Genomic DNA, 21,331 nt, shown 5'->3' with positions numbered 1-21,331 from the left:
AGACGAATCTCAGCCCTCACAAGAATTTGTGTCCGAGGGGGGACTTGAACCCCCATGCCCATCACTGGGCACTAGCACCTCAAGCTAGCGCGTCTGCCTATTCCGCCACCCGGACGTGGTGCCTTACGCAGGATCGTCATCCCGCGTCGGCGGATACAGGTTAGCACTCTCTCCGCCCTGCTTCATACCGGGAATGCGCCCGGCGCGGCTCGCGGCAGCCCGGGGGTGAACGTCACGCCCGTACGGCGGCAGGATGGAGACGCGAGCCGTACGACGTGAAAAGGGCGGGCCGGACCTCGGACGGATCCGCCGGCAGGAGGAGGCGCAATGACCCCACGCTACGGGGAGGACGAGGTCGCCGAGCTGTGCCGCGACCTGATCCGCATCGACTCGGTCAACGCGGGGGACAACGCGGGGCCAGGGGAACGTGAGGCCGCGGAATACGTGGCGGGAAAGCTGTCGGAGGTCGGCCTGGAGCCGCGGATCCTCGAGTCCGACCCCGGGCGGGCGAACGTGGTCGCCCGTGTCGAGGGCGCCGACCCGAGCAGGGACGCCCTGGTCCTCCACGGCCATCTGGACGTCGTGCCGTTCGACGCCGCCGACTGGACCCATCACCCGCTGAGCGGCGAGATCGCCGACGGGTGCGTCTGGGGCCGCGGTGCGGTCGACATGAAGGACATGGACGCGATGATCCTCGCCGTGGTGCGGCGGCGGCTGAGCGAGGGGCGCAGGCCTCCCAGGGACGTCGTGCTCGTCTTCACCGCGGACGAGGAGGCCGGGGGGCACTACGGCGCCCAGTGGCTGGCCGAGCGGCACCCGGACGTCTTCGAGGGCTGCACCGAGGCCGTCGGCGAGGTCGGTGGCTTCAGCGTGACCACCGAGCAGGGCAGGCTGTACCTGATCGAGGCGGCGGAGAAGGGCATCGCCTGGATGCGCCTGACCGCCAAGGGCAGGGCCGGGCACGGCTCGATGCTCAACGACGACAACGCCGTGACCGAGCTCGCCGAGGCTGTCGGCAGGATCGGCCGGCACAAGTGGCCGGTGAGGCTCACGCCCACCGTGCAGGCGTTCTTCGAGGAGGTCTTCGGCACGGAGGTCAAGGCGGAGGACGCGGAGGCGGCGGTGGCCACCCTGGGGCCGCTGGCCCGGATGATCGGCGCGACCCTCCGCAACACGACCAACCCGACCATGCTCCAGGCCGGGTACAAGGCGAACGTCATCCCCCAGATCGCGAGCGCGCACGTGGACGGCAGGTTCCTGCCGGGCTACGAGGACGAGTTCTTCCAGACCGTGGACGAGCTGCTCGGGCCGAACGTGACCCGGGAGTTCGTCTATCACGACGTGGCGGTCGAGACCCCCTTCAAGGGCCCGCTGGTCAAGGCGATGGCGGACGCGCTGCACGAGGAGGACCCGGGCTCGCGGGCCGTTCCGTACACGCTGAGCGGCGGCACCGACCTCAAGGCGTTCAGCCGTCTCGGCATCAGCGGGTACGGCTTCGCGCCCCTGCGGCTTCCCGAAGACTTGGACTTCTCCGGGATGTTCCATGGCGTCGACGAGCGGGTTCCGGTCGATTCGCTCCGCTTTGGCGTCCGGGTCCTTGACCGTTTCCTCGAATACTGCTGAGAAAGCTCTTGCGATCACATGCCGTGCCGCTACAGTAACTCTCCGTTGGGGGTTGGATCCGCTCCGGGTTGACCCGGCGGACTGTTCGACTCAGCGGTTTGGGGAGGTCGCGTGACGCGCACGTCGCAGGAGCAGTGGGGGGCCGACAGGCCCGTCACCGCTCCCGGCGTGCGCGTCACGTCTCCCGGCTCCGTCGAGCGGGGCCGGATGGCGCGGTTCGCGGCCGGTTCCCGTCTGGGCCGCCTGTTGGTCATCGGCGGGCTGATCGCCGCCGGATGGCTGCTCGGCGTGGTCTTCGGCGTCTTCGGCACGGCGACGTCCGTGGCCGGGGCCGCACCCTCACATGATGTCGCCGGGTCGGTTCTCCCCGACCGTCTCACAGGTCCGGACCTCGGCCTGACGTCCTCACCGGGCGCGGCCGGGTCCCATGGGGAGAGCACCGACGGTTTCCCCACGGCGACGAACGACGTCTCGGTGAACGCCGAGGCGATGGCGGGGCGCACGGTCGACGGGCTCACGAGCCAGTCGAAGCCTCTGCTCCCGCCGCCCTCCACCGCGGACCACGCGCCCGCAGACCAGGGTCTGGTCCCGCAGTCGAGCGGTGGAAGCATCCTGTTCGGGGATGTCGCGCGGGATGTGTTCGAACCGCGCTTCACCAAGCTGCCCGCCCCACTGGCGGCGGTTGTTCCCCCGGTGGTCCGCACAGCGGCGGACGACCCGTCTTTCTCTCCTGACTGATCCCGCCTTCGTGCCGGTCCCCGTCGTACGGCGACCGGTGCCATCGCCTGCCCTCGCTCGTGGTGCCCGGGCGGCAGGCTCCCGCGGGTGACGCGGAATCTCCCATCCTCGTGACCGTCCACGGCTCCGCTGTGCTCATACAGCCTGGACATGCGTCGCGAGCTGTCAGGTAACCCCCTAGAAGAACCACTAGGAGCATTCATCATGCGAACGTGGGCGAAGGGCTCGGCTTCCGCGGCGTTTCTGGCCGCCGGCGTCATGGCCCTTGGCAACGGTACGGCTTTCGCCGACACCGATGGCAGCCATTCCGTGCTCGGCGGCAACCAGGTCGACATCCCGGTGATCCTGCCGATCGACATCAGCGGCAACGCGGTGGCGGTCGTCGGCGAGTCCCGGGCCTCCTCCCTGGGCGGCGCGGCCGTGCAGGGCGCGGGCGTGGGCGCCGGGCGGAACAAGACCTCCGGAGCGGGCAGCATCCTCGGCGGCAACCAGGTGGTCGCGCCGATCAACGCCCCGGTCAACGCCTGCGGCAACGCGGTGTCGGTCATCGGGCGGTCCGACGCGAGCTGCCGTGGCGGCGCGGCGGTCAAGGGCTCGGGACAGCGCGCGAGCGCGGGCGGCAACCGCACCAGCGGCGTGCACAGCATCGGGGGCGGCAACCAGGTGGTCGCGCCGGTCACCGCGCCGATCAACCTGTGCGGCAACTCGATCGCCGTGTTCGGCGACGCCACCGCCGGGTGCCGTGGCGGCGCCTTCGTCGGCGGCGGCCGTGACGGCGTCCGCGCCGGCGGCAACCGCACCAGCGGCCGCGGCTCGGTCCTGGGCGGCAACCAGGTGGTCGTGCCGATCAACGCCCCGATCAACGTCTGCGGCAACTCCGTCGCGGTCATCGGCGAGGCGTTCTCGGGCTGCCACGGCGGCTCGTCCGTGGGCGGCTCCGGCGGCCACGGCGGTCACGGTCACGGCGGTCACGGAGGCCATGGCGGTCACGGCGGTCACGGTGGCCACGGCGGGTACGGCGGTCACCACGGGGGCGGTCACACGCACCGCCCCGGCTCGACGGGACACGACAACGACGGCCGCTTCTCGGTGGGCAGCGGCACGCAGGTGGTCGCGCCGATCGTCACGCCGGCCGACGTCTGCGGCAACGGCTCGGGCAACTGCCAGGGCGGTTCCAAGCCCGGCCACGGCGGCAAGGGCGGCTACGGCGGTCACGGTGGCCACGGGCACGGCGGGCACGGGCACGGTGGCCACGGGCATGGCGGGCATGGCGGTCACGGCGGTCACGGCGGCTGGTCCGGCGGCGGCGCGGGCGGCAACGTCACCAGTGGCGTGCACAGCGTCGGCGGCGGCAACCAGGTGGTCGCGCCGATCACCGTGCCGATCAACGTCTGCGGCAACGCCGTCGCGATCATCGGTGACGCCTTCGCGGGCTGCCGCGGCGGCGCGACCGTGGTCGGCGGCTGGACCAAGCACGGCGGCCGGGGTGCCGGCGGCAACGTCACGTCCGGTCGTGGCTCGATCCTCGGGGGCAACCAGGTCGTCGCCCCGATCACGGCCCCCGTCAACGTCTGCGGCAACGCGGTGTCGGTCATCGGCCGGTCCCAGGCTGGCTGCCGTGGCGGCGCCTCGGTCCTCGGCGGCGGGGTCGGCGCGGGCGGCAACATCACCTCGGGCAGGCACGGGATCCTCGCGGGCAACCAGATCGTCGCCCCGATCGCCGCGCCGATCAACCTCTGCGGCAACGCGGTCGCCGTGCTCGGCGACGCCGCCGCGGGGTGCCTGGGCGGTGCTCAGGTGGGCGGCGGCTGGAAGCACCACGGCTACCCGCAGCACAAGGCCGCCCGTGGCGCGGTCATGCCGGCCATGCCGGGTGCGTCGTTGCTGTCCGGCAAGCACACGGTGCAGCCGATGAGCGCCGCCGCGACTCCGTCCGCTCCGGTCATCGGCGATCTGCCGAACATGCTCGGCCTGCCGGAGACGCCGAGCCTGCCCGGCGCCCCCGTCAAGAAGGGGAACAAGGGCGGCAGCACCCCGGCGGCCGTCTCCAAGGCCGGCGGCGCGCTCGGCGACGCGACCCGTACGCTGCCCGCCCAGCAGACGCTGGAGGACGCGACCGCCTCGCTGCCTGTCGCCGACACGGCGCGCAGCCTCCCGACCGGCGACCTGAGCAAGAGCACCGACGTGCTGCCGCTGGGCAAGCTCAGCGGCCTCAAGCTGATGAGCGCCGAGCAGCCGGTCGGCCTGACCGGGATGAACCCGGCCTCGTTCCTCGCTCTGGCCCTCGGCGCCATGTTCGCCGCTTCGGCGAGCCTGTTCGCCGTCACCCGCCGCTTCCGGTTCGGCCGCAAGTAGCCGTACGGCCGCGCGTGTCGGCGCGGGAACACCTCCGGCGGCGACGGCCGCACGGATGTGATCCGGCGGCGCGCGGCTGACGGAGGCGAGGGATATCACTCGCCCGTGCCAGGGAGCGTTCGACAGATGCTCCCGGCGCGGGCGACCAGGACGCCTTCCCACCGCCAGTGGGTGGAGGCACGAACGCTTTGCCCGTTCCGGGGGCGCGGCCCGGGACGGGCAAAGCTCATTTGCCGAGTAATCTTCGCAAGACGGGTCGGCGCACGTTTGACGCGCGCGCCGACGGACCGGGAACGGGCAAAGCCCTTTTGACCGTGCGCGTCCGCGTCCCGGCGGCTCACATGGTCCTGGCGGCCCGTATGATCTTCCGACGCAGCCGGACGCGCCTGCTGCCGTCGGGATAAAGGCGTAGCCGCTCCAGTTCCCAGTCCCCGTGCTCGGCATGCTCGGTGAGCATCTGCCTCGCCACCTCACGAGGGGTGTCCCGAGGGAGATACAGGTCCAGGTAGGAGTAGTCGAGCACAGCCATTGGTCTCCGGGGCGTGCTAGGGAACTCGTTGGGCTCTATTCTGCGTCTCCGTGGATAACAGCGCCAGGCGGGTTACATTCCCGGACATAACCGGGTAGCCCGAGGGGGAGGAACGTGCGGCGGCAGGTACCTTCAAAGCGGCGCCTCCTCGGCGCCCCAAGGGGGTAAGAGCCCCCGGCCCGGACGACGAGGGTGTCATGAGCCGGGAGCACGAAGCCCGGCAGCACGGGGAATGACAGCGGACAGCGAGGTAGGAAGCAGCGTGCCAGCCAACAACGGCAACGCCGGCGGAACCCGCCTGGTGATCGTGGAATCGCCCGCGAAGGCGAAGACGATCGCCGGGTACCTCGGGCGCGGCTACATCGTCGAATCGAGCATCGGCCACATCCGTGATCTTCCGGAGAAGGCCGATGACATCCCGGAGAAGTACAAGAGCGAGGCCTGGGCCCGCCTCGGGGTGAACGTCGACCACGAGTTCGAGCCGCTCTATGTCGTGAACCCGGACAAGAAGTCACAGGTGTCCAAGCTCAAGCAGCTTCTCAAGGAAGCCGACGAGCTCTACCTCGCCACCGACGAGGACCGGGAGGGCGAGGCCATCGCCTGGCACCTGCGCGAGGTGCTCAAGCCCAAGATCCCCGTGCACCGCATGGTGTTCCACGAGATCACCCCGCACGCGATCAGGGACGCGGTCTCCAACCCCCGCGACCTCAACCTCCGCTTGGTGGACGCGCAGGAGACCCGGCGCATCCTCGACCGCCTCTACGGCTACGAGGTCAGCCCGGTCCTGTGGAAGAAGGTCAAGCCGCGGCTGTCCGCCGGCCGTGTCCAGTCGGTCGCGACCCGGCTGGTCGTGGAGCGCGAGCGGGAGCGGCTGGCGTTCACCGCCGCCAACTACTGGGACCTGCAGGCGCTGTTCGACACCGGCCGCGCCGGCGACGACCCCCGGACGTTCTCCGCCAGCCTCACGGGTGTGGACGGCAGGCGCGTGGCCCAGGGCCGCGACTTCGCCTCCACCGGCAGGCTGAAGGGCGCCGACGTCCTCCACCTCGACGAGGCCGCCGCGAGGGCCCTCGCCGCCCGTCTCGAGGGCGTGTCCTACGCCGTGCGCTCGGTGGAGCGCAAGCCGTACACGCGCAAGCCGTACGCGCCGTTCCGGACGACCACACTGCAGCAGGAGGCGAGCCGCAAGCTGGGCTTCTCCGCCAAGTACACGATGCAGGTGGCCCAGCGGCTGTACGAGAACGGCTACATCACCTACATGCGTACCGACAGCATCACGCTGTCGGAGACCGCCGTCGCCGCCGCCCGCAGCCAGGCGATCAAGCTGTACGGCTCGGCGTACGTGCCGGACAAGCCGCGCGTCTACACCAGCAAGGTGAAGAACGCCCAGGAGGCGCACGAGGCGATCCGGCCGTCCGGCGAGGAGTTCCGCACACCGGGCGAGACCGGCCTGTCCGGGGACATGTTCCGGCTGTACGAGCTGATCTGGCAGCGTACGGTCGCCTCCCAGATGAAGGACGCCGTCGGCGAGTCGGTGTCGGTCAAGGTCGGCGGCACCTCCAGCGCCGGAGAGAACGTAGAGTTCAGCGCCACCGGACGGACGATCACCTTCCACGGCTTCCTGAAGGCGTACGTCGAGGGCGCGGACGACCCCTCGACCGACCGGGACGACTCGGAGAAGCGCCTGCCCACGCTGACCGAGGGCGACCGGCTCACGGCGGCCGAGCTGACCGCGCTGGGACACTCGACCAAGCCGCCCGCGCGTTACACCGAGGCGTCGCTGGTCAAGGAGCTGGAGGACCGCGAGATCGGGCGGCCTTCGACGTACGCGTCCATCATCGGAACGATCCTCGACCGGGGCTACGTGTTCAAGAAGGGCACCGCCCTGGTGCCGTCGTTCCTCGCGTTCGCCGTGGTCAACCTGCTCGAACAGCACTTCGGCAACCTGGTCGACTACGACTTCACCGCCGACATGGAGAAGGTCCTCGACGACATCGCCAACGACCGCGCCGAACGGGTGCCCGAGCTGCGCAGGTTCTACTTCGGCGGCGGGGACGGCGACGAGGGCCTGAAGGAGATGGTCACCGACCTCGGGGAGATCGACGCCAAGGAGATCAGCTCGTTCCCGATCAAGGGCACGGACATCGTGATCAGGGTCGGCCGTTACGGGCCGTACCTCGACCGCGACGGCGCCCGGGTGAACATCCCCGAGGACATGGCGCCCGACGAGCTGACCGCGGAGAAGGCCGAGGAGCTGTTCTCGCGCCCGAGCGGCGACCGCGAGCTGGGCGTCGACCCGGCGACCGGCCGGACGATCGTGGCCAAGGACGGCCGTTTCGGCCCGTACGTCACCGAGGTCCTGCCCGAGGAGCCCGCGCCCGCGGAGGGCAAGAAGCGGACGAAGAAGGCGGACGTTCCCAAGCCGCGGACCAGCTCGCTGTTCAAGACGATGTCGCTGGACACGATCACGCTGGACCAGGCGCTCAAGCTGCTCCAGCTGCCCAGGGTCGTCGGCGAGATCGACGGCGAGGAGGTCACCGCGCAGAACGGCCGATTCGGGCCCTACATCAAGAAGGGGACCGACTCGCGCTCGCTCGGCTCCGAGGAGGACCTGCTCACGGTCACGATCGAGCAGGCCAAGGAGCTGTTCGCGCAGCCGAAGGCGCGCGGACGCGGCCGGGCCGCCGCCGCGCCGCCCCTGCGCGAGCTGGGCGAGGACCCGAACTCCAAGAAGCCGATCGTGGTGAAGGAGGGCCGCTTCGGCCCGTACGTCACGGACGGCGAGACCAACGCGTCCCTGCGCAAGGGCGACACGGTCGAGGACATCACGCTGGAGCGGGCTGCGGAGCTGCTGGCCGAGCGGCGAGAGCGGGCGCCCGCTCCCAAGCGCACGACCCGCGCCAGGACGACCGCCGCGAAGAAGCCCGCCACGAAGTCGTGATCCACGGCCCCGGGTGGCGGCCGACCGCCGCCACCCGGGCGCCGTCCGCGCTCGCGCAGATCAGGCTGTGGTGCAGGTCGTGCCGTTCAGCGTGAAAGCGCTCGGCGGGGCGGAGACGCCGGTGTGGGAGGCGTTGAAGCCGATGCGCGCGGACGCGCCGGGTGCGAGGGTGGCGTTCCAGGGCAGGTTGGCGGCCGTGACCGTGTTCCCCGCCGCCTGGCTCCAGTCGGCCGACCAGCCCTGGACGACGCGCTCGCCCGCGGACGGGAAGGCGAACCGCAGCGTCCAGCCCGAAATCGGCGTGGTGCCCGTGTTCGTGATCACCAGGTCGGCCGTGAGACCCGTGCTCCACGTCGACTGGGTGTAGCCGACCTCGCAGGTGGCGGCGGGAGTCACCGAAGGGCTCGGCGAGGGGCTCACTGGGGGGCTCGGCGACGGGCTGTACGTGGGGAACCCCTGCTGGGCCACAGTGGTGATCGGGTCGGACGGCAGGCTGAGGTTGCCGGCTGCGTCCCTGGCGACCACCACGTAGGTGTACTTGTGGCCCGTCACCAGGTTGCCCTCCAGGAAGTAGGGGGAGGACGTGGCGCCGGCCCGCACCCAGCCGGTCGCGGTCAGGCGGAAGACGACGTAACCGGTGACGCCGACGTTGTCGGTCGACGCCGACCAGCAGAACCCCGTGCCGGGGAAGTCGTACACGCAGCCGTCGTGCAGCCCGGTGGGTTTGCTGGGCGAGGTGGTGTCCCCGGTGACCGGGCTCGGGCTGACCACCATGCCGGTCACCGCCTGCGCGTTGATCAGCGCCGTCGGCGGGCTGGTGTGGCCGTCGGCGTCCTTGGCCACGACGTAGAAGGTATAGGTCCGGCCGTACGCCAGGCCGCCCATGACGACGGTGGTGCCGGTGGTCGACGTCGCCTTGACGAAGCCGTCGGCCGTGAGCCGGTAGACCTCGTAACCGGTGACGCCGACGTCGTCGGTGGACGCGCTCCAGCACAGGCCGACGTATCCCACAGTGGTGCCGGCCGGCACCGGCGGCGGGCACAGCCGCACGTTCGGCGTGGTCGGCACGGCCGGATCGCTGTTCGGCGACGGGCTCACGCTGGTTCGCGGGGTGGGGGAGGGCGTGGCGTCCGCCGCCGCAGCGGGCGTGCCGTGGAGCGCGATCGCCGCGACGGCCACCCCTCCCGCGGCCATCCACGCCAAATGCCGGGGACTTCTCATGTGTCACCTCGTGTCGTCCGCCCCCGGAGATCTGCCGGAGGCATCGTCTCCAGAACGCTTGCGTCGCGATCGTCCGCCCGTTCTCCGGGGTGGGCAAAGATCACCGGTGGTGGCACGGCATGAGGCCGACTCGACGGTGAAAATTTCAGCGGGCGCTGATTCTCGCCGTCGCACCCGGCCGTCACACCCGGGGAACGCGGCTGCCGGTGTGAGCTCGTAGCATCGTCGTCGGCCGGGCCGTGATCGCCAGCCGGTCGAGGGGAGTTCTCGTGGGGTTCGTGGGCATGATCCTGACAGCCGTGGTCGTCGTGCACCTCTACCTGTGGCGGCGGCTGGTCAGGGCGTCGACGACGCCGGGATCGCGCTCGCGCCGGGTGCTGACGTGGGTGCTCGTGGCCTTGGCGGCCCTGATGGTGGTGACCTTCGTCGGCAGCCGGTCCTTCGGCATGGACGTCGAGCGCGTCGTGGCCTGGCCCGGCTACCTGTGGCTCGCCATGATGTTCTACCTGTTCGTGTTCGGGCTGGTCATGGAGGTGCCCCGGGCGGTCGCGACGTTCCTCGTGTCCAGGCGCCGCCGTACGACGGCCGTGGCTGCGGGCGAGCGGGCCGAGGGGGAGGCGGCGCCGGTGGACGAGGTGGTCCTCGCGGGTGCGGCGGCCGGGGGAGGCACCCCCGCGCCCGGCACGGCCGCGACCGGCGGGCAGGCGGCGGAAGGGGCCGGCACGGGTGCGCCGGCGATCGACCGCCGGCTGTTCATCTCCCGCACGGCCTCCGCGGTCGTGGCCGCGGGTGCGCTCGCGACCGTGGGCTACGGCGTGACCCGCGCTCTCGGCGACCCGGTGATCGAGCGGGTGCCGGTCCGCCTGCCCCGGCTCGACCCCCGGATGAGCGGCCTGCGCATCGCGGTCGTCAGCGACATCCACCTCGGCCCGCTGACCGGCCGGGGCCACACCGAGCGGATCGTCCGGATGATCAACGGCCTGGAGGCCGACGCCGTGACGATCGTGGGTGACCTGGTGGACGGCACGGTCGCCGAACTGGGCCGTCTCGCCACGCCCCTGCGATCCCTCGAATCCCGTTATGGCGCGTATTTCGTGACCGGCAACCACGAGTACTACACCGCGGGCGGCCCCCTGGAATGGATCGAGGAGCTGCGCTCGCTGGGCGTCCGGCCGCTGCGCAACGAGCGAGTCGAGATCCGGCACGCGGGAGCCGTGCTCGACCTGGCGGGGGTCAACGACCTGAACGGCGCGCCGTCGGGCGACGGCCCGGACTTCGACAGGGCTCTCGGGGGCCGCGACGCGAACCGGCCCGTCGTGCTCCTGGCCCACCAGCCCGTCCAGGTGACGCAGGCCGCCGCCCACGGCGTCGACCTCCAGCTGTCCGGGCACACCCACGGCGGTCAGATGGCGCCGTTCAACCTGCTGGTGACGCTGCAGCAGCCCGTGGTGGCGGGGCTGGCGAGCGTGCCGCGCGCGGGCGGCGGCGACACCCAGGTCTACGTCACGCGGGGCGCGGGCTTCTGGGGGCCGCCGGTACGGGTCGGCGCGCCACCCGAGATCACCCTCGTCGAGTTGCGGGCCTGACCGCTCCCCGGAACACGGGAATCGGCAGAACATTGGCGCCATCTCGACAGCGAGGACGAGGCGGACGTAATACCCTCAGGCGACGAGCAGGCCTCCGTGGCCCGTTCGTCCGTCTCCCAAGCCCAGCGAGCACCTGGATACGCTGACATCATGAGCATCCCTGGCCGTGCCGCCGCCGCGCGACGCAAGCAGCCGCACGTGCTGGCGAACGCGCCGTTCCGCAGGCTGTGGACGGCGATGGCGACGTGCAGCCTCGGTGACTGGCTCAACATCATCGCGCTGACCGCCCTGGCCGGTAACCTCACCGCCGGATCCGGCTTCCAGGCGCAGAGCCTCGCCATCGGCGGCGTCTTCGTCGCCAAGATGCTGCCCGCGATCCTGCTCGGCCCGCTCGCGGGAGCGGTGGCCGACCGGTTCGACCGCAGGCTGACGATGGTCGTCGCCGACCTCGCGAGGTTCGCGGTGGTGCTGTCGATCCCGCTGGTCGGCGTCTACCAGTGGGTGATCGTCGCGACGTTCCTGGTCGAGTGCGTGAACCTCTTCTGGGTGCCCGCCAAGGACGCCACCGTGCCCAACCTCGTGCCCAAGGAGCGGCTCGAGGAGGCCAACCAGCTCAACCTTCTCGTCACGTACGGCACGGCCCCCGTGGCCGCGGCGCTGTTCGCGATCGTGTCCGCTGTGGTGACGACGATCTCGGCGGCCGTCCCGTCGTTCACCGTCGCGGCCACCAGCGTGGCGCTGTACGCCAACGCGCTGGCCTACCTGGCCTCCGCCGCGATGGTCTTCACGCTGCGGGCCATCCCGAAGAACCACGTCAGGCACGTGGCCGCGCCGTCGGTGTTCCGGCAGATCACCGAGGGCTGGCGGTTCGCCGGCGGCGACCGGATCGTGCGCGGCCTGATCATCGGCATGCTCGGCGCCTTCGCCGCCGGCGGCGCGGTCGTCGGTGTGGCCAAGGCGTACGTGCAGGCCATGGGCGGCGGCGACGCGGGGTACGGCGCGGTGTTCTGCGCCGTCTTCCTCGGCATGGCGTTCGGCATGTTCTTCGGCCTGCGGCTGCTGAAGGGGCTGTCCAGGCGGCGGCTGTTCGGGCTGTCGATCGTGCTCGCGGGGCTGACGCTGGCCGCCGTCTCGCTCATCCAGAACCTCGTGGTCGTCGTCGTGCTGACCGTGGTGCTGGGCGCCTGCGCCGGCATCGCCTGGATCATCGGCTACACGGTGATCGGCCTGGAGGTGGAGGACGGGCTGCGCGGCCGTACGTTCTCCTTCCTGCAGTCACTGGCCCGGGTGGTGCTGCTGCTGGTCGTGGCGCTGGCCTCCACCCTCGCTGCGCTGTTCGGCGCGCACGTCGTCCGGATAGCCGGGCTCAGCTACCGCTTCGACGGCACCAACCTCGTGCTGCTCCTCGGCGCGCTGCTCGCGATCGCCGTCGGGGTGGTCGCGCTGCGGCACATGGACGACCGTCCCGAGGTCCCCATCGGGGTCGACCTGCTGAACGCCCTGCGCGGGCGGCGGTTCGTCCAGGAGGAGGAGACGAACCCCGAGCGCGGGCTGTTCATCGCCTTCGAGGGCGGCGAGGGCTCGGGCAAGACCACCCAGTCGCGGCTGCTCGCGATCTGGCTGCGCGACCAGGGCTTCGACGTCGTGCAGACCCGCGAGCCGGGCTCGACCAAGGTCGGCATGCGGTTACGGGCGATCCTGCTCGACGCCGCGCACCAGGGCCTGTCCCCGCGGGCCGAGGCGATGCTGTACGCGGCGGACCGGGCCGAGCACGTGGAGAAGGTCATCAGGCCGGCGCTGCAGCGGGGCTCGACGGTGGTCTGCGACAGGTACGTGGACTCGTCGCTGGCCTACCAGGGCGCCGGACGGTCGCTCGACAAGGAGGACGTCGCGAGGATCAACAGGTGGGCGACGGGCGGGCTCGTCCCCGACCTCACCGTGCTCATCGACGTGCCGCCCGCGGTCGGGCTGCGGCGCATGGCCTCGCCGGCCGACCGCATCGAGGCCGAGCCGCTGGAGTTCCACGAGCGGGTGCGGCGGGAGTTCCGGGCGCTGGCGGCGGCCGATCCCGACCGGTATCTCGTGGTGGACGGCACGCTCGACCAGCGCGAGGTGACGCGCCTGATCCAGGATCGGGTGCGGGAGATCCTGCCCGACCCGGTGCCGCAGGAGGCCGAGGAGGCCACCGGCACGATGCCCGCCATCCGGGACTTCGGATAGCGGCATGAGTGTTTTCGGGGATCTGATCGGGCAGGACCGGGCGATCGACGTCCTGGGGCAGGCGGCCTCGGCCGCCGCGGAGGTCGTCGCCGGGGGGCGCGGCGCGGGCATGACCCACGCCTGGCTGTTCACCGGGCCGCCGGGGTCGGGGCGGTCCACGGCCGCCAAGGCGTTCGCGGCGTCGCTGCTCTGCGGTCAGCGGGGCTGCGGCCACTGCGACGCCTGCCACCAGGTCGAGGTCGGCTCGCACCCGGACGTCACGTTCGTGCGGCCCGAGGGGCTGTCGTACAGCGTGCGGCAGACGCGCGAACTCGTGCTCAAGGCGGCGGGGGCGCCCACGCTCGGCCGGTGGCGGATCGTGCTGTTCGAGGACGCCGACCGGGTGACGGAGGCGGCGGCGAACGCGTTGCTGAAGGCCATCGAGGAGCCGCCGCCGCGGACCGTGTGGCTGCTGTGCGCGCCCTCCCCGGACGACATGATCATCACGATCCGCTCGCGCTGCCGGGTCGTGACGCTGCGCACGCCCTCCACCGAGGCGGTCGCGAACGTGCTGGTGACCCGCGACGGAGTGCCCCACGACGTGGCGCTCGACGCCGCGCGGGCGGCCCAGGGGGACATCGGCAGGGCGCGGCGGCTCGCACTGGACGAGGAGGTGCGGCGCCGCCGCGACGACGTGCTGTCGATCCCTCGGTCGCTGACCGGCGTGGCGGAGTGCATCACCGCCGCCGAGCGGCTGGTGAAGACCTCCACCGAGGACGCCGACGCGGCCACGACCGCGCTGAACGAGACCGAGACCGCCGAGCTGCGCAAGGTCTACGGTGAGGGCTCCTCGGGCAAGGGGCTCAACAAGGGCCTCGTACGGGGCGGCGCGGGAGCGCTCAAGGAGCTCGAGACCATGCAGAAGTCCCGGGCCACCCGCATCAAGCGCGACTCCCTCGACCTCGCGCTGCTCGAACTCGTGGCGTTCTACCGCGACGTGCTGGCCGTGCAGTTCGGGGCCCCGGTCGAGCTGGCGAACGAGGACCGCAGGCACGAGGTGGAGACCCTCGCCCGCGCGTCCACTCCCGAGCAGACGCTCCGCCGTACGGACGCGATCATGAAGTGCCGGGAGCGGCTGGCGGCCAACGTGAACCCGCAGATCGCGGTCGAGGCCATGACCCTCGCCCTCCGCTCTCCCGCGTAGGACGCAGGCAACCCCGGCGGGCGTACGGCGTCTCTGGTACATGAAGGCCGAAACGCTCGATCTCGATCAGCAACCCGGGGGGCCCGTGAGCGTCCCGCCTCTGTCGGCGGGCGCCGACGACACGATCAGTGGTCTCTACGCCGAGCACGCCCTCGGCCTCACCCGGCTCGCCCTGATCATGGTCGGCGACCGGGAGAGCGCCGAAGACGTGGTGCAGGAGGCGTTCCTCGGTCTGCACCGGCGCTTCGGCGGCCTGCGTGACCGGGACAAGGCGCTCGTCTATCTGCGCGCCTGTGTGCTCAACAACGCCCGCAGCGTGCTGCGCAGGCGGAGGCTGCCGTCCTGGTTCGCCGGCACGTACGACCCGCCCGTCTGGTCGGCCGAGTCGGCCGCGATCCTCGGCGCGGAGCGGCGGGAGGTCATGGAGGCCCTCCACCGCCTGCCCCGGCGCCAGCGGGAGGCCCTGGTCCTGCGCTACTACGCCGAGCTGTCCGAAGAGGAGACGGCGCGCGTCATGAAGATCAGCCGGGGCACCGTCAAGTCCACCACCTCCCGGGCGCTCGACGCGCTCGGCCGCCTCCTGGGAGAGACCCGATGAACGACGTCATCCGCCGGTTGCAGGACGCCGCCCACGCGGTGGGGGAGACGGTCGACGCCGTCCCGCCGTTCGTCCCGGAGACCGCCCCGGTCCGCCGCCGTACGCGCGTGGGCACTGGACGGGGCAGGACGTGGCTGATGCCGGTCGCGGCGGCGGCCGCCGTGACGCTCGCGGTCGCGGGCGGCGCGGCCCTCGCGCGCCACGGTGGCGGGACCGGCGACACGGCCGCCGGCATCGCCGTCGGCCCGGCCGCCGACCCCGCCTTCCTCGCCCACATCGGCGACCCCGGCGACATCACGATCAGGAGCGTCGCCGACGGGCACAGCACCGACGTCGTGCCGCGGCCCGCGACGGACGAGGGATTCTCCGTGGTCCAGGCGACGCGCGACAACCGGGTCTTCTACGCGGCCACCGTCTCGGACGGCTGCCGCTCGCGGCTGTACCAGTTCACCCTGGACGGGGAGGGGAGGGTCGCCTCACGAGGCGAGCTTCCGTACGCGCCGCCGGCAGGCACCGAGATCACCGCGCTCGCGGTGAGCGGCGACGGCGCGACGCTCGCGTACGGGCTGTTCTCCTGCGAGCCGGGGCAGCCGCGCGTGTCCCTCGTCGTCACCGACACCGCGACCGGCGGCAGCCGTACGTGGACGTCGACGCGTCCGGCGAGCATCCGGGATCTCTCCCTGACCGAGGACGGACGCCGCGTGCTCCTCACCAGGGCCATGGGAACGGTTTTCGGGGTCTCGGAAGTACCCCGGCCCGCCAAGTCGGAGCCCCCGGGCTCGGGCGCGGAGCCTTCACCGGTCGACACGACAACGTCCGCGCAGGGTGCGGAGACGAGTGTGACTTCCGAGCCGGCATCCGCCGGCCCCGCGGCGACGCCCGCCGGGACCGAGGCGGGTGTGACCGCGGGCCGCGAGGCGGGAGAGCCGGCCTGGACCGAAACCGGTGCGCCCCCCGCGCCGGACTCGGGAGTGCCCGGCGAGGCCGGTGCGTCGGCGGCGCCCTCCGCGCCGGACGACCCCGGGGCCGATGTCGCCGTCCCGGCGTCCGATCTCCCCGGGTCCCCGCCGGACGGATGGGGATGCAGGGCGCGGTCGACGGGCGCGGAGCCCAGTGGCTCTCCGGAGGCCACTCCGGATGCGAAGGTCGTTTGGGCCTGCTCGGGTCCGCAGGATCCGATGCTGCTCGACACCGGCGTCGCCGGCACTCTCGACGACGCCCGTGTGATCAGGCTGACTCCTACGACAGGGACGCCCCCGGCCCTGATTCTCGGGGTCACGATCACACCCGACGGGTCGCGAGTGATCGCCGCGCAGACGACCCTCAAGCTGAGCACGGCCGGGGAGGACGCGATAAAGGACGACGTCGACGACATCGTGGCGTACGACCTCGAAGGGCGTCAGATCGAGGTTCTCCATGCCCGCGTCGGCAGAGGGGTGATTCCGACCGGGATGCTCGACGTGGACGGCACCGGCCGGAACTTCCTGGTCTCCAGACCCGGTGAGCTGGGCGAGATCACCCCGTCCGGCTACCGGACGCTGCACTCCTACGGCATTCCCCCGAAGGGCGCGCCCGTCGGCAAAGCGGCCTGGTAGGCACACCACTTCGGCGGGGCCGGGTCTCCCGGCCCCGCCGGAGGTTTGTCCACAGGCCATGATTGCCCGCGCCGTACGACACGTATGGTGGGTTCGGACGCGTTAGCCGTACAGGATCGAGGAGGGCCGGCGCTTGGGCATGATGATGGCGGTGAGCTTCACCCGCTATGGACGGCTCTACTACCTCGATCCCGGTGGTCACTCGCCCAAGGTGGGCGACAAGGTCCTCGTGCCCACCGACTCGGGCCCGGAGGTCGCCGAGTGCGTGTGGGCGCCGCAGTACGTGAGCGAGGACGTCGAGGGCCTGCCCGTCTGCCAGGGCATCGCGGGCGAGGAGCACCTGACCAGGGACGAGGCCAACCGTCGCCGCAGGGCGGAGGCCAGGAGCGTGTCCAAGCGCCTGATCAAGCGCCACGAGCTGCCGATGAAGGTCGTCGGCGTCGACTACCTGGACGCCGACAACGTCTACACCGTGTACTTCTCCGCGCCCCACCGGGTCGACTTCCGCGCGCTCGTGCGTGACCTGGCCCGCAACCTGCGGGCCCGGGTCGAGCTGCGGCAGATCGGCCCGCGCGACGAGGCCAGGCTCCAGGGCGGCATCGGCCCCTGCGGCCGCGACCTGTGCTGCGCGACGTTCCTCAAGGACTTCGAGCCGGTCTCCGTGCGGATGGCCAAGGACCAGGACCTTCCGGTCAACCCGCTCAGGATCGCGGGCGCCTGCGGCCGACTCATGTGCTGCCTGAAGTACGAGCACCCGCTCTATCAGGAGTTCCGGGCGTCGGCGCCGCGCGCGGGCCTCGCAGTGGACACCCCACAAGGCCCGGGCACGGTTGTGGGTCACAACGTGCCGTCCGACTCCGTCATCGTCCGCCTCAACGAGGGCGGCCGCCGCTGCGCGTGTTCCAAGGCCAGCGTCTGCGCGCCCCGCAAGGCCCACGACTCCATGTACGGCGAAGCGCAGCCGGTGGCCGAGGGCACATCCGAGAGCTGACGAGCGCCGTCGCGGCATGGCCGGGGCGGCCCGGCCGCCGGCGGCGAGCCCACAGTGTCTGACGGCCGAGCCCACGGTGCCTGACGGCGGCGAGCCCACGGTGTCTGACGGCGGCGAGCCCACGGTGTCTGACGGCGGCGAGCCCACGGTGTCTGACGGCGGCGAGCCCACGGTGTCTGACGGCGCGGCGAAGCGGCGGTGTCTGGCGGCGGCGAACCCACAGCCCCGTGCGCGCCCGGCGCGCGCCCGGGTGCCGTGGGTTCGCCACCTCGTCCGTCCTTCAGCGGCCTCCCGCTGTCGTGCTCACGGACTCGTCCGTCGTGCTCACGGGCTCGTGCAGGTGAGGGACGGCGTCGACGGCGTGCCACCTGCGGTGAAACCGAAGGTCGTCGAGGCGGAGGCCCCCAGCGAGCCGTTGTACGAGACGTTCTTCACCGACACGGCCGAGCCGCTGGTGCTCAGCGTGCCGTTCCAGACCTGGCTGATGCTCTGGCCGTTGCTGAGGTTCCACTTGACGGTCCAGCCGTTGATCGGCGAACCGCCGGCCGTGACCGTGACCTCGCCCTGGAAGCCGCCGCCCCACGAGTTGGTGGTGCGGTAGGTCGCGCTGCAGGCGCCGCCGGCCGGCGACTGGGCCGGGCTGGGCGACGGTGAAGCCGGGGGTGTCGGCGACGGCGAAGTCGGCGGCGTGGGGGAGGGCGAGACCGGGGGTGTCGGCGAAGGCGAGGACGTCGGCCCGCTGCCGCTGAACTGCCACCAGTTCACGTTCATCAGGTAGCCGCTCCCGCCGGTGAACCTGAGATACAGGTCGTGGGTGCCGGTCGCGCCGGTGACCGGGCAGGAGACGGTCGTCCAGGTCTGCCAGCCGCCGGTGCCCGGGACGTCGCACGTCCCCATCAGCGTGCCGCTGACGCCGTCCCGCCGCACCTCGATCTTGCCGCCGGCGGAGCCCGAGGCGACCCGCGCGCTGAAGGACCTGGCGCCGGTGCCGAAGGCGACGCCCTTGACCTTGATGTAGTCGCCGTTGTCGATGAACCCGACGTTCATGCCGCCCTCGTTGGACGGCTCGGTCTCGACGCCGGACTCCCAGGCGATGGTCTCGGCCTCCTGCCGGACGTACGGGTTCAGCGTGCCGACCTGGGGCGCCCCGGTCGTGGTCATGGTGATCGTCGGGATCGTGCCGTCGGCGTTGTAGCTGAACTTCTCCACCGCCACCGAGCGGGTGAAACCGCCGCCGCCCGGCAGCGCGCCGTTGTGGTAGAAGAAGTACGAACCGCCGTTGAAGTCGACGATCCCCGGGTGGTTGGTGAAGCTGCCGCCCTGCGTGGGCATGACCGTGCCCCGGTAGGTCCACGGCCCGGTGGGGCTGGTGGCCGTGGAGTAGGCGATGAATTCCGAGCAGCACTTCGCGGCGAACACGTTGTAGTACAGGTTGCCCCGCTTGTAGACCCAGGGTCCCTCTTCGTACAGGGTCGGGCGGCTGGCGTCACCGGTGCGGGTGCCGAACCCGGCGGTGGTGAGGTTGATCTTCGTAGGGCTGCCGGAGTAGGAGATCATGTCGGCGTTCAGCTTGACGTACCACAGGTTCGGGTTGCCCCAGTAGAGGTAGGCCTGCCCGTTGTCGTCGATGAAGACGGTGGGGTCGATCTCGCCGTTCTCCACCAGCGGGCGTCCGAGGGCGTCCTTGAAGGGGCCGGTGGGGCTGTCGGAGACGGCCACGCCGATGGCCATCCTGCCGGACGCCCGGCTGGTCGTGGGGACGTACCAGTAGAACTTGCCGTTCCGGTAGATGGTCTGGCCCGCCCACGCGTCGGATTTCGCCCAGCTGAAGCTGGCGACGCTCAGCGGCGAGCCGTGGTCGGTCCAGTTCACCATGTCGGCCGACGACCAGACCCGCCATTCGTTCATCGTGAACCACGTCGAGCCGTCCTCGTCGTGGCCGGTGTAGAGGTAGACCCGGCCGTTGTGGACGAGAGGCGCCGGGTCGGCGGTGTAGATGGTCTGGATTATCGGGTTGTCCGCCCTGGCCGCGGTGGCCGGGAGTAACGCCAGCATGCACAGCAGGCCCACGATCCAGGTCGCGGTGCGCCTGGACAGTGAAAACGCGTATCTCACATGCGCCTCCTGAGGTGGTGGTCGCTCACCGTGCGCGCCGGGCCGTCGAGACCCTCATGTGAGCGTTAACGCAACCTGTGAATGTGAGCGCTAACAATTCACGGTAGGCGACCGTGGTCATGCGGCGGAGCCAACCTCAGGCATGAGGGACGGTCAAGGTCGCGGACCTGGAGCGGGCCCTGCGGGCCTGGCGGGCTCCGATCCGCGCAACGGCGCTGAGCTGGCTCCGGAGCTTCGCCGAGCGAGCCGCCGAGCCCCGCAGGGATGTGAAACTTTCACCTCTTGAGGGAGTTAACGTACGGCCACGTCGTCGATTTCGCCGAAGAGGCCGGCGTCGAAGGTCGCGCTGTGGACGCCAGGCGGCGGCGCGGGCACGTAGAAGAAGCCGCGGTTGGCCGTGCCCGGCTTGACGTTGAACGTCGCCCAGGACGCCGGCGATACGTTCACCGAGGTTGCCGAAGGGTCGGCGGAGTCGGCCGCCGTAGGGCCGCCCAGCACGCCGCATCCGGACAACGCAGGGCCGTGACCATGATCACAGAAAGGGTCGGCCCGCGTGAGCGGCGACGGTAAGGATCTTCCATGCCGCCCGCATTGTAGGGACACGGACAGGCGGCCCGCCCGAAAAAGGAGTTGAGGATGGTTCTGTACTCACCTGTACGGTTGAGCGCGTCGAGCGAGGAGGACGGCCTTCATGGGTGATCAGGTCAGGGTCGGGTTCGTCGGGCTCGGGATCACCTCTCGCAGCCACTTCGCGGTGCTCGAGCAGCGGCCCGAGGTCGTCCTGGAGTTCACCGTCGACCCCGGGGTCACCGAGCCGCCCGCGTTCCGCGAGACCACCGCGGCGCACTACCGCGATCTCGCCGAGGCGCTGGACGCCCACCAGCCGGACCTGCTCGTGATCGCCACGCCGACGCCGACCCATGTGGACCTGACGGTGCGGGCGCTGACGCTGTCGTCGGCGACGGTGCTGGTGGAGAAGCCGCTCGTGCACGACCTCGCCGCGCTCGCCCGGCTCCGCGAACTGGACGAGGAGACCGACGTACGCGGCCGGGTGTTCACCGCGCACCACTTCGCGTTCGCGCCCGAGGTCCGCTGGGCGGCGGAGCAGATCGCCGGGCATCCCGAGTGGGGCCCGATCACCCGGATCACCTCGGCCTTCTACGACCCGTACGTCCTGCGGGGCGAGCAGGCCTTCGCGTCCTACGTGTCGAGCTGGACGGACTCGGGGGTGAACCAGCTCAGCATGCTGGCCCGCTTCGCCGAGCCGACCGCGCTGACCTCACTCCGCGAGATGGACGGCGGCGCGAGCGCCTGGGCCACGTGCGAGTTCCGCTCCCGCGGCAGGACCGGTCTCGCCTCGCTCCGATCGAGCTGGCTCACCGGCGAGAGCAGCAAGGGGACGACGCTCACCCTCGGCGAGACCGACGTCGAGGTGGTCATCGACCACACCGCGAACACCGGCTTCGCCGCGCGGGCGGGCACCCTGCTCGCGGCGTACGGCCACGACGGCCGCACGCCCAGGAAGACGGCGCGGCACCGGCCGCTGTACGAGAGCCTGCTGTCCGGCGCCCCCGACCCCGTGCTCGGCTTCGACACGACCGCGAAGATCACCGAGCTGCACCATTCGAGGCCCTGA

At 71.4% G+C, this 21,331-nt stretch carries 15 protein-coding genes and 1 tRNA gene; 11 read left to right on the top strand and 5 right to left on the bottom strand.

The genetic code is table 11. The annotated features are described in order from the left end of the window. Nucleotides 1–29: 29 nt before the first annotated feature. Nucleotides 30–115 (bottom strand) — tRNA-Leu (locus ACWEQG_RS19580). Nucleotides 116–327: 212 nt separating this feature from the next. On the opposite strand from ACWEQG_RS19580, the gene ACWEQG_RS19575 reads away from it, so the two are divergent. The 3 genes from ACWEQG_RS19575 to ACWEQG_RS19565 all read left to right on the top strand — a co-directional run bounded on the left by ACWEQG_RS19575 (nucleotide 328) and on the right by ACWEQG_RS19565 (nucleotide 4,716). Beyond that, a complete protein-coding gene (locus tag ACWEQG_RS19575; protein ID WP_363462410.1) occupies nucleotides 328–1,623 on the top strand; it encodes a M20/M25/M40 family metallo-hydrolase in 1,296 nt (431 codons plus the stop codon). Between the two features lie 111 nt (nucleotides 1,624–1,734). Then, nucleotides 1,735–2,361 carry a hypothetical protein gene (locus tag ACWEQG_RS19570; RefSeq protein ID WP_363462411.1) on the top strand — a complete coding sequence of 209 codons (627 nt, stop codon included), beginning with the start codon at nucleotides 1,735–1,737 and terminating at the stop codon, nucleotides 2,359–2,361. Between the two features lie 204 nt (nucleotides 2,362–2,565). After that, on the top strand, nucleotides 2,566–4,716 hold the full coding sequence (locus ACWEQG_RS19565; RefSeq protein ID WP_452286461.1) for a chaplin family protein: 2,151 nt from the start codon (nucleotides 2,566–2,568) through the stop codon (nucleotides 4,714–4,716). Between the two features lie 337 nt (nucleotides 4,717–5,053). Here ACWEQG_RS19565 and ACWEQG_RS19560 read toward each other — a convergent pair whose 3' ends face one another. After that, nucleotides 5,054–5,245 (bottom strand): DUF5703 family protein, encoded by a 192-nt coding sequence (locus ACWEQG_RS19560; protein WP_211592314.1) that lies wholly within the window; start codon nucleotides 5,243–5,245, stop codon nucleotides 5,054–5,056. Between the two features lie 262 nt (nucleotides 5,246–5,507). Here ACWEQG_RS19560 and topA point away from each other — a divergent pair, with 262 nt between their 5' ends. Further along, on the top strand, nucleotides 5,508–8,186 hold the full coding sequence (gene topA, locus ACWEQG_RS19555; RefSeq protein ID WP_452286459.1) for a type I DNA topoisomerase: 2,679 nt from the start codon (nucleotides 5,508–5,510) through the stop codon (nucleotides 8,184–8,186). A 60-nt stretch (nucleotides 8,187–8,246) separates the two neighbouring features. Here the strand turns inward: topA and ACWEQG_RS19550 are convergent, their stop codons facing one another. After that, complete coding sequence (locus ACWEQG_RS19550; protein ID WP_452286457.1) at nucleotides 8,247–9,407, bottom strand: cellulose binding domain-containing protein; 1,161 nt, start codon at nucleotides 9,405–9,407, stop codon at nucleotides 8,247–8,249. A gap of 284 nt (nucleotides 9,408–9,691) precedes the next feature. Here ACWEQG_RS19550 and ACWEQG_RS19545 point away from each other — a divergent pair, with 284 nt between their 5' ends. The 6 genes from ACWEQG_RS19545 (at nucleotide 9,692) to ACWEQG_RS19520 (ending at nucleotide 17,580) form a co-directional block, all read left to right on the top strand. Then, nucleotides 9,692–10,993, top strand: a complete 1,302-nt coding sequence (locus ACWEQG_RS19545; protein ID WP_452286455.1) for a metallophosphoesterase — start codon at nucleotides 9,692–9,694, stop codon at nucleotides 10,991–10,993. A 150-nt stretch (nucleotides 10,994–11,143) separates the two neighbouring features. Then, the gene (tmk, locus tag ACWEQG_RS19540; RefSeq protein WP_452286453.1) at nucleotides 11,144–13,213 is read left to right on the top strand and encodes a dTMP kinase; all 2,070 of its coding nucleotides are present in this window, start codon (nucleotides 11,144–11,146) and stop codon (nucleotides 13,211–13,213) included. Nucleotides 13,214–13,217: 4 nt separating this feature from the next. Next, nucleotides 13,218–14,396: a DNA polymerase III subunit delta' gene (locus ACWEQG_RS19535; protein WP_452286451.1), complete on the top strand. Its 1,179-nt coding sequence runs from the start codon at nucleotides 13,218–13,220 to the stop codon at nucleotides 14,394–14,396. Between the two features lie 85 nt (nucleotides 14,397–14,481). Beyond that, nucleotides 14,482–14,994, top strand: a complete 513-nt coding sequence (locus tag ACWEQG_RS19530; protein WP_452286449.1) for a SigE family RNA polymerase sigma factor — start codon at nucleotides 14,482–14,484, stop codon at nucleotides 14,992–14,994. Continuing rightward, entirely contained in the window at nucleotides 14,991–16,589 is a 1,599-nt protein-coding gene (locus ACWEQG_RS19525) for a hypothetical protein (RefSeq protein ID WP_452286447.1), read from the top strand. Before ACWEQG_RS19530 ends, ACWEQG_RS19525 begins: the two co-directional genes overlap by 4 nt. 139 nt (nucleotides 16,590–16,728) lie before the next feature. Beyond that, nucleotides 16,729–17,580 carry a PSP1 domain-containing protein gene (locus ACWEQG_RS19520; protein ID WP_452286785.1) on the top strand — a complete coding sequence of 284 codons (852 nt, stop codon included), beginning with the start codon at nucleotides 16,729–16,731 and terminating at the stop codon, nucleotides 17,578–17,580. Nucleotides 17,581–17,904: 324 nt separating this feature from the next. Here the strand turns inward: ACWEQG_RS19520 and ACWEQG_RS19515 are convergent, their stop codons facing one another. Both ACWEQG_RS19515 and ACWEQG_RS19510 read right to left on the bottom strand, forming a co-directional pair. Next, entirely contained in the window at nucleotides 17,905–19,695 is a 1,791-nt protein-coding gene (locus ACWEQG_RS19515) for a family 43 glycosylhydrolase (RefSeq protein ID WP_452286446.1), read from the bottom strand. Between the two features lie 291 nt (nucleotides 19,696–19,986). Next, nucleotides 19,987–20,142, bottom strand: a complete 156-nt coding sequence (locus ACWEQG_RS19510) for a hypothetical protein (protein ID WP_452286444.1) — start codon at nucleotides 20,140–20,142, stop codon at nucleotides 19,987–19,989. A gap of 244 nt (nucleotides 20,143–20,386) precedes the next feature. Here ACWEQG_RS19510 and ACWEQG_RS19505 point away from each other — a divergent pair, with 244 nt between their 5' ends. Further along, nucleotides 20,387–21,331, top strand: a complete 945-nt coding sequence (locus ACWEQG_RS19505; protein ID WP_452286442.1) for a Gfo/Idh/MocA family protein — start codon at nucleotides 20,387–20,389, stop codon at nucleotides 21,329–21,331.

It is taken from the genome of Microbispora sp. NPDC004025, assembly GCF_053604425.1.
Note: the sequence above shows the minus strand (reverse complement) of the source record. Positions and strands in the feature narration are given on the sequence as shown.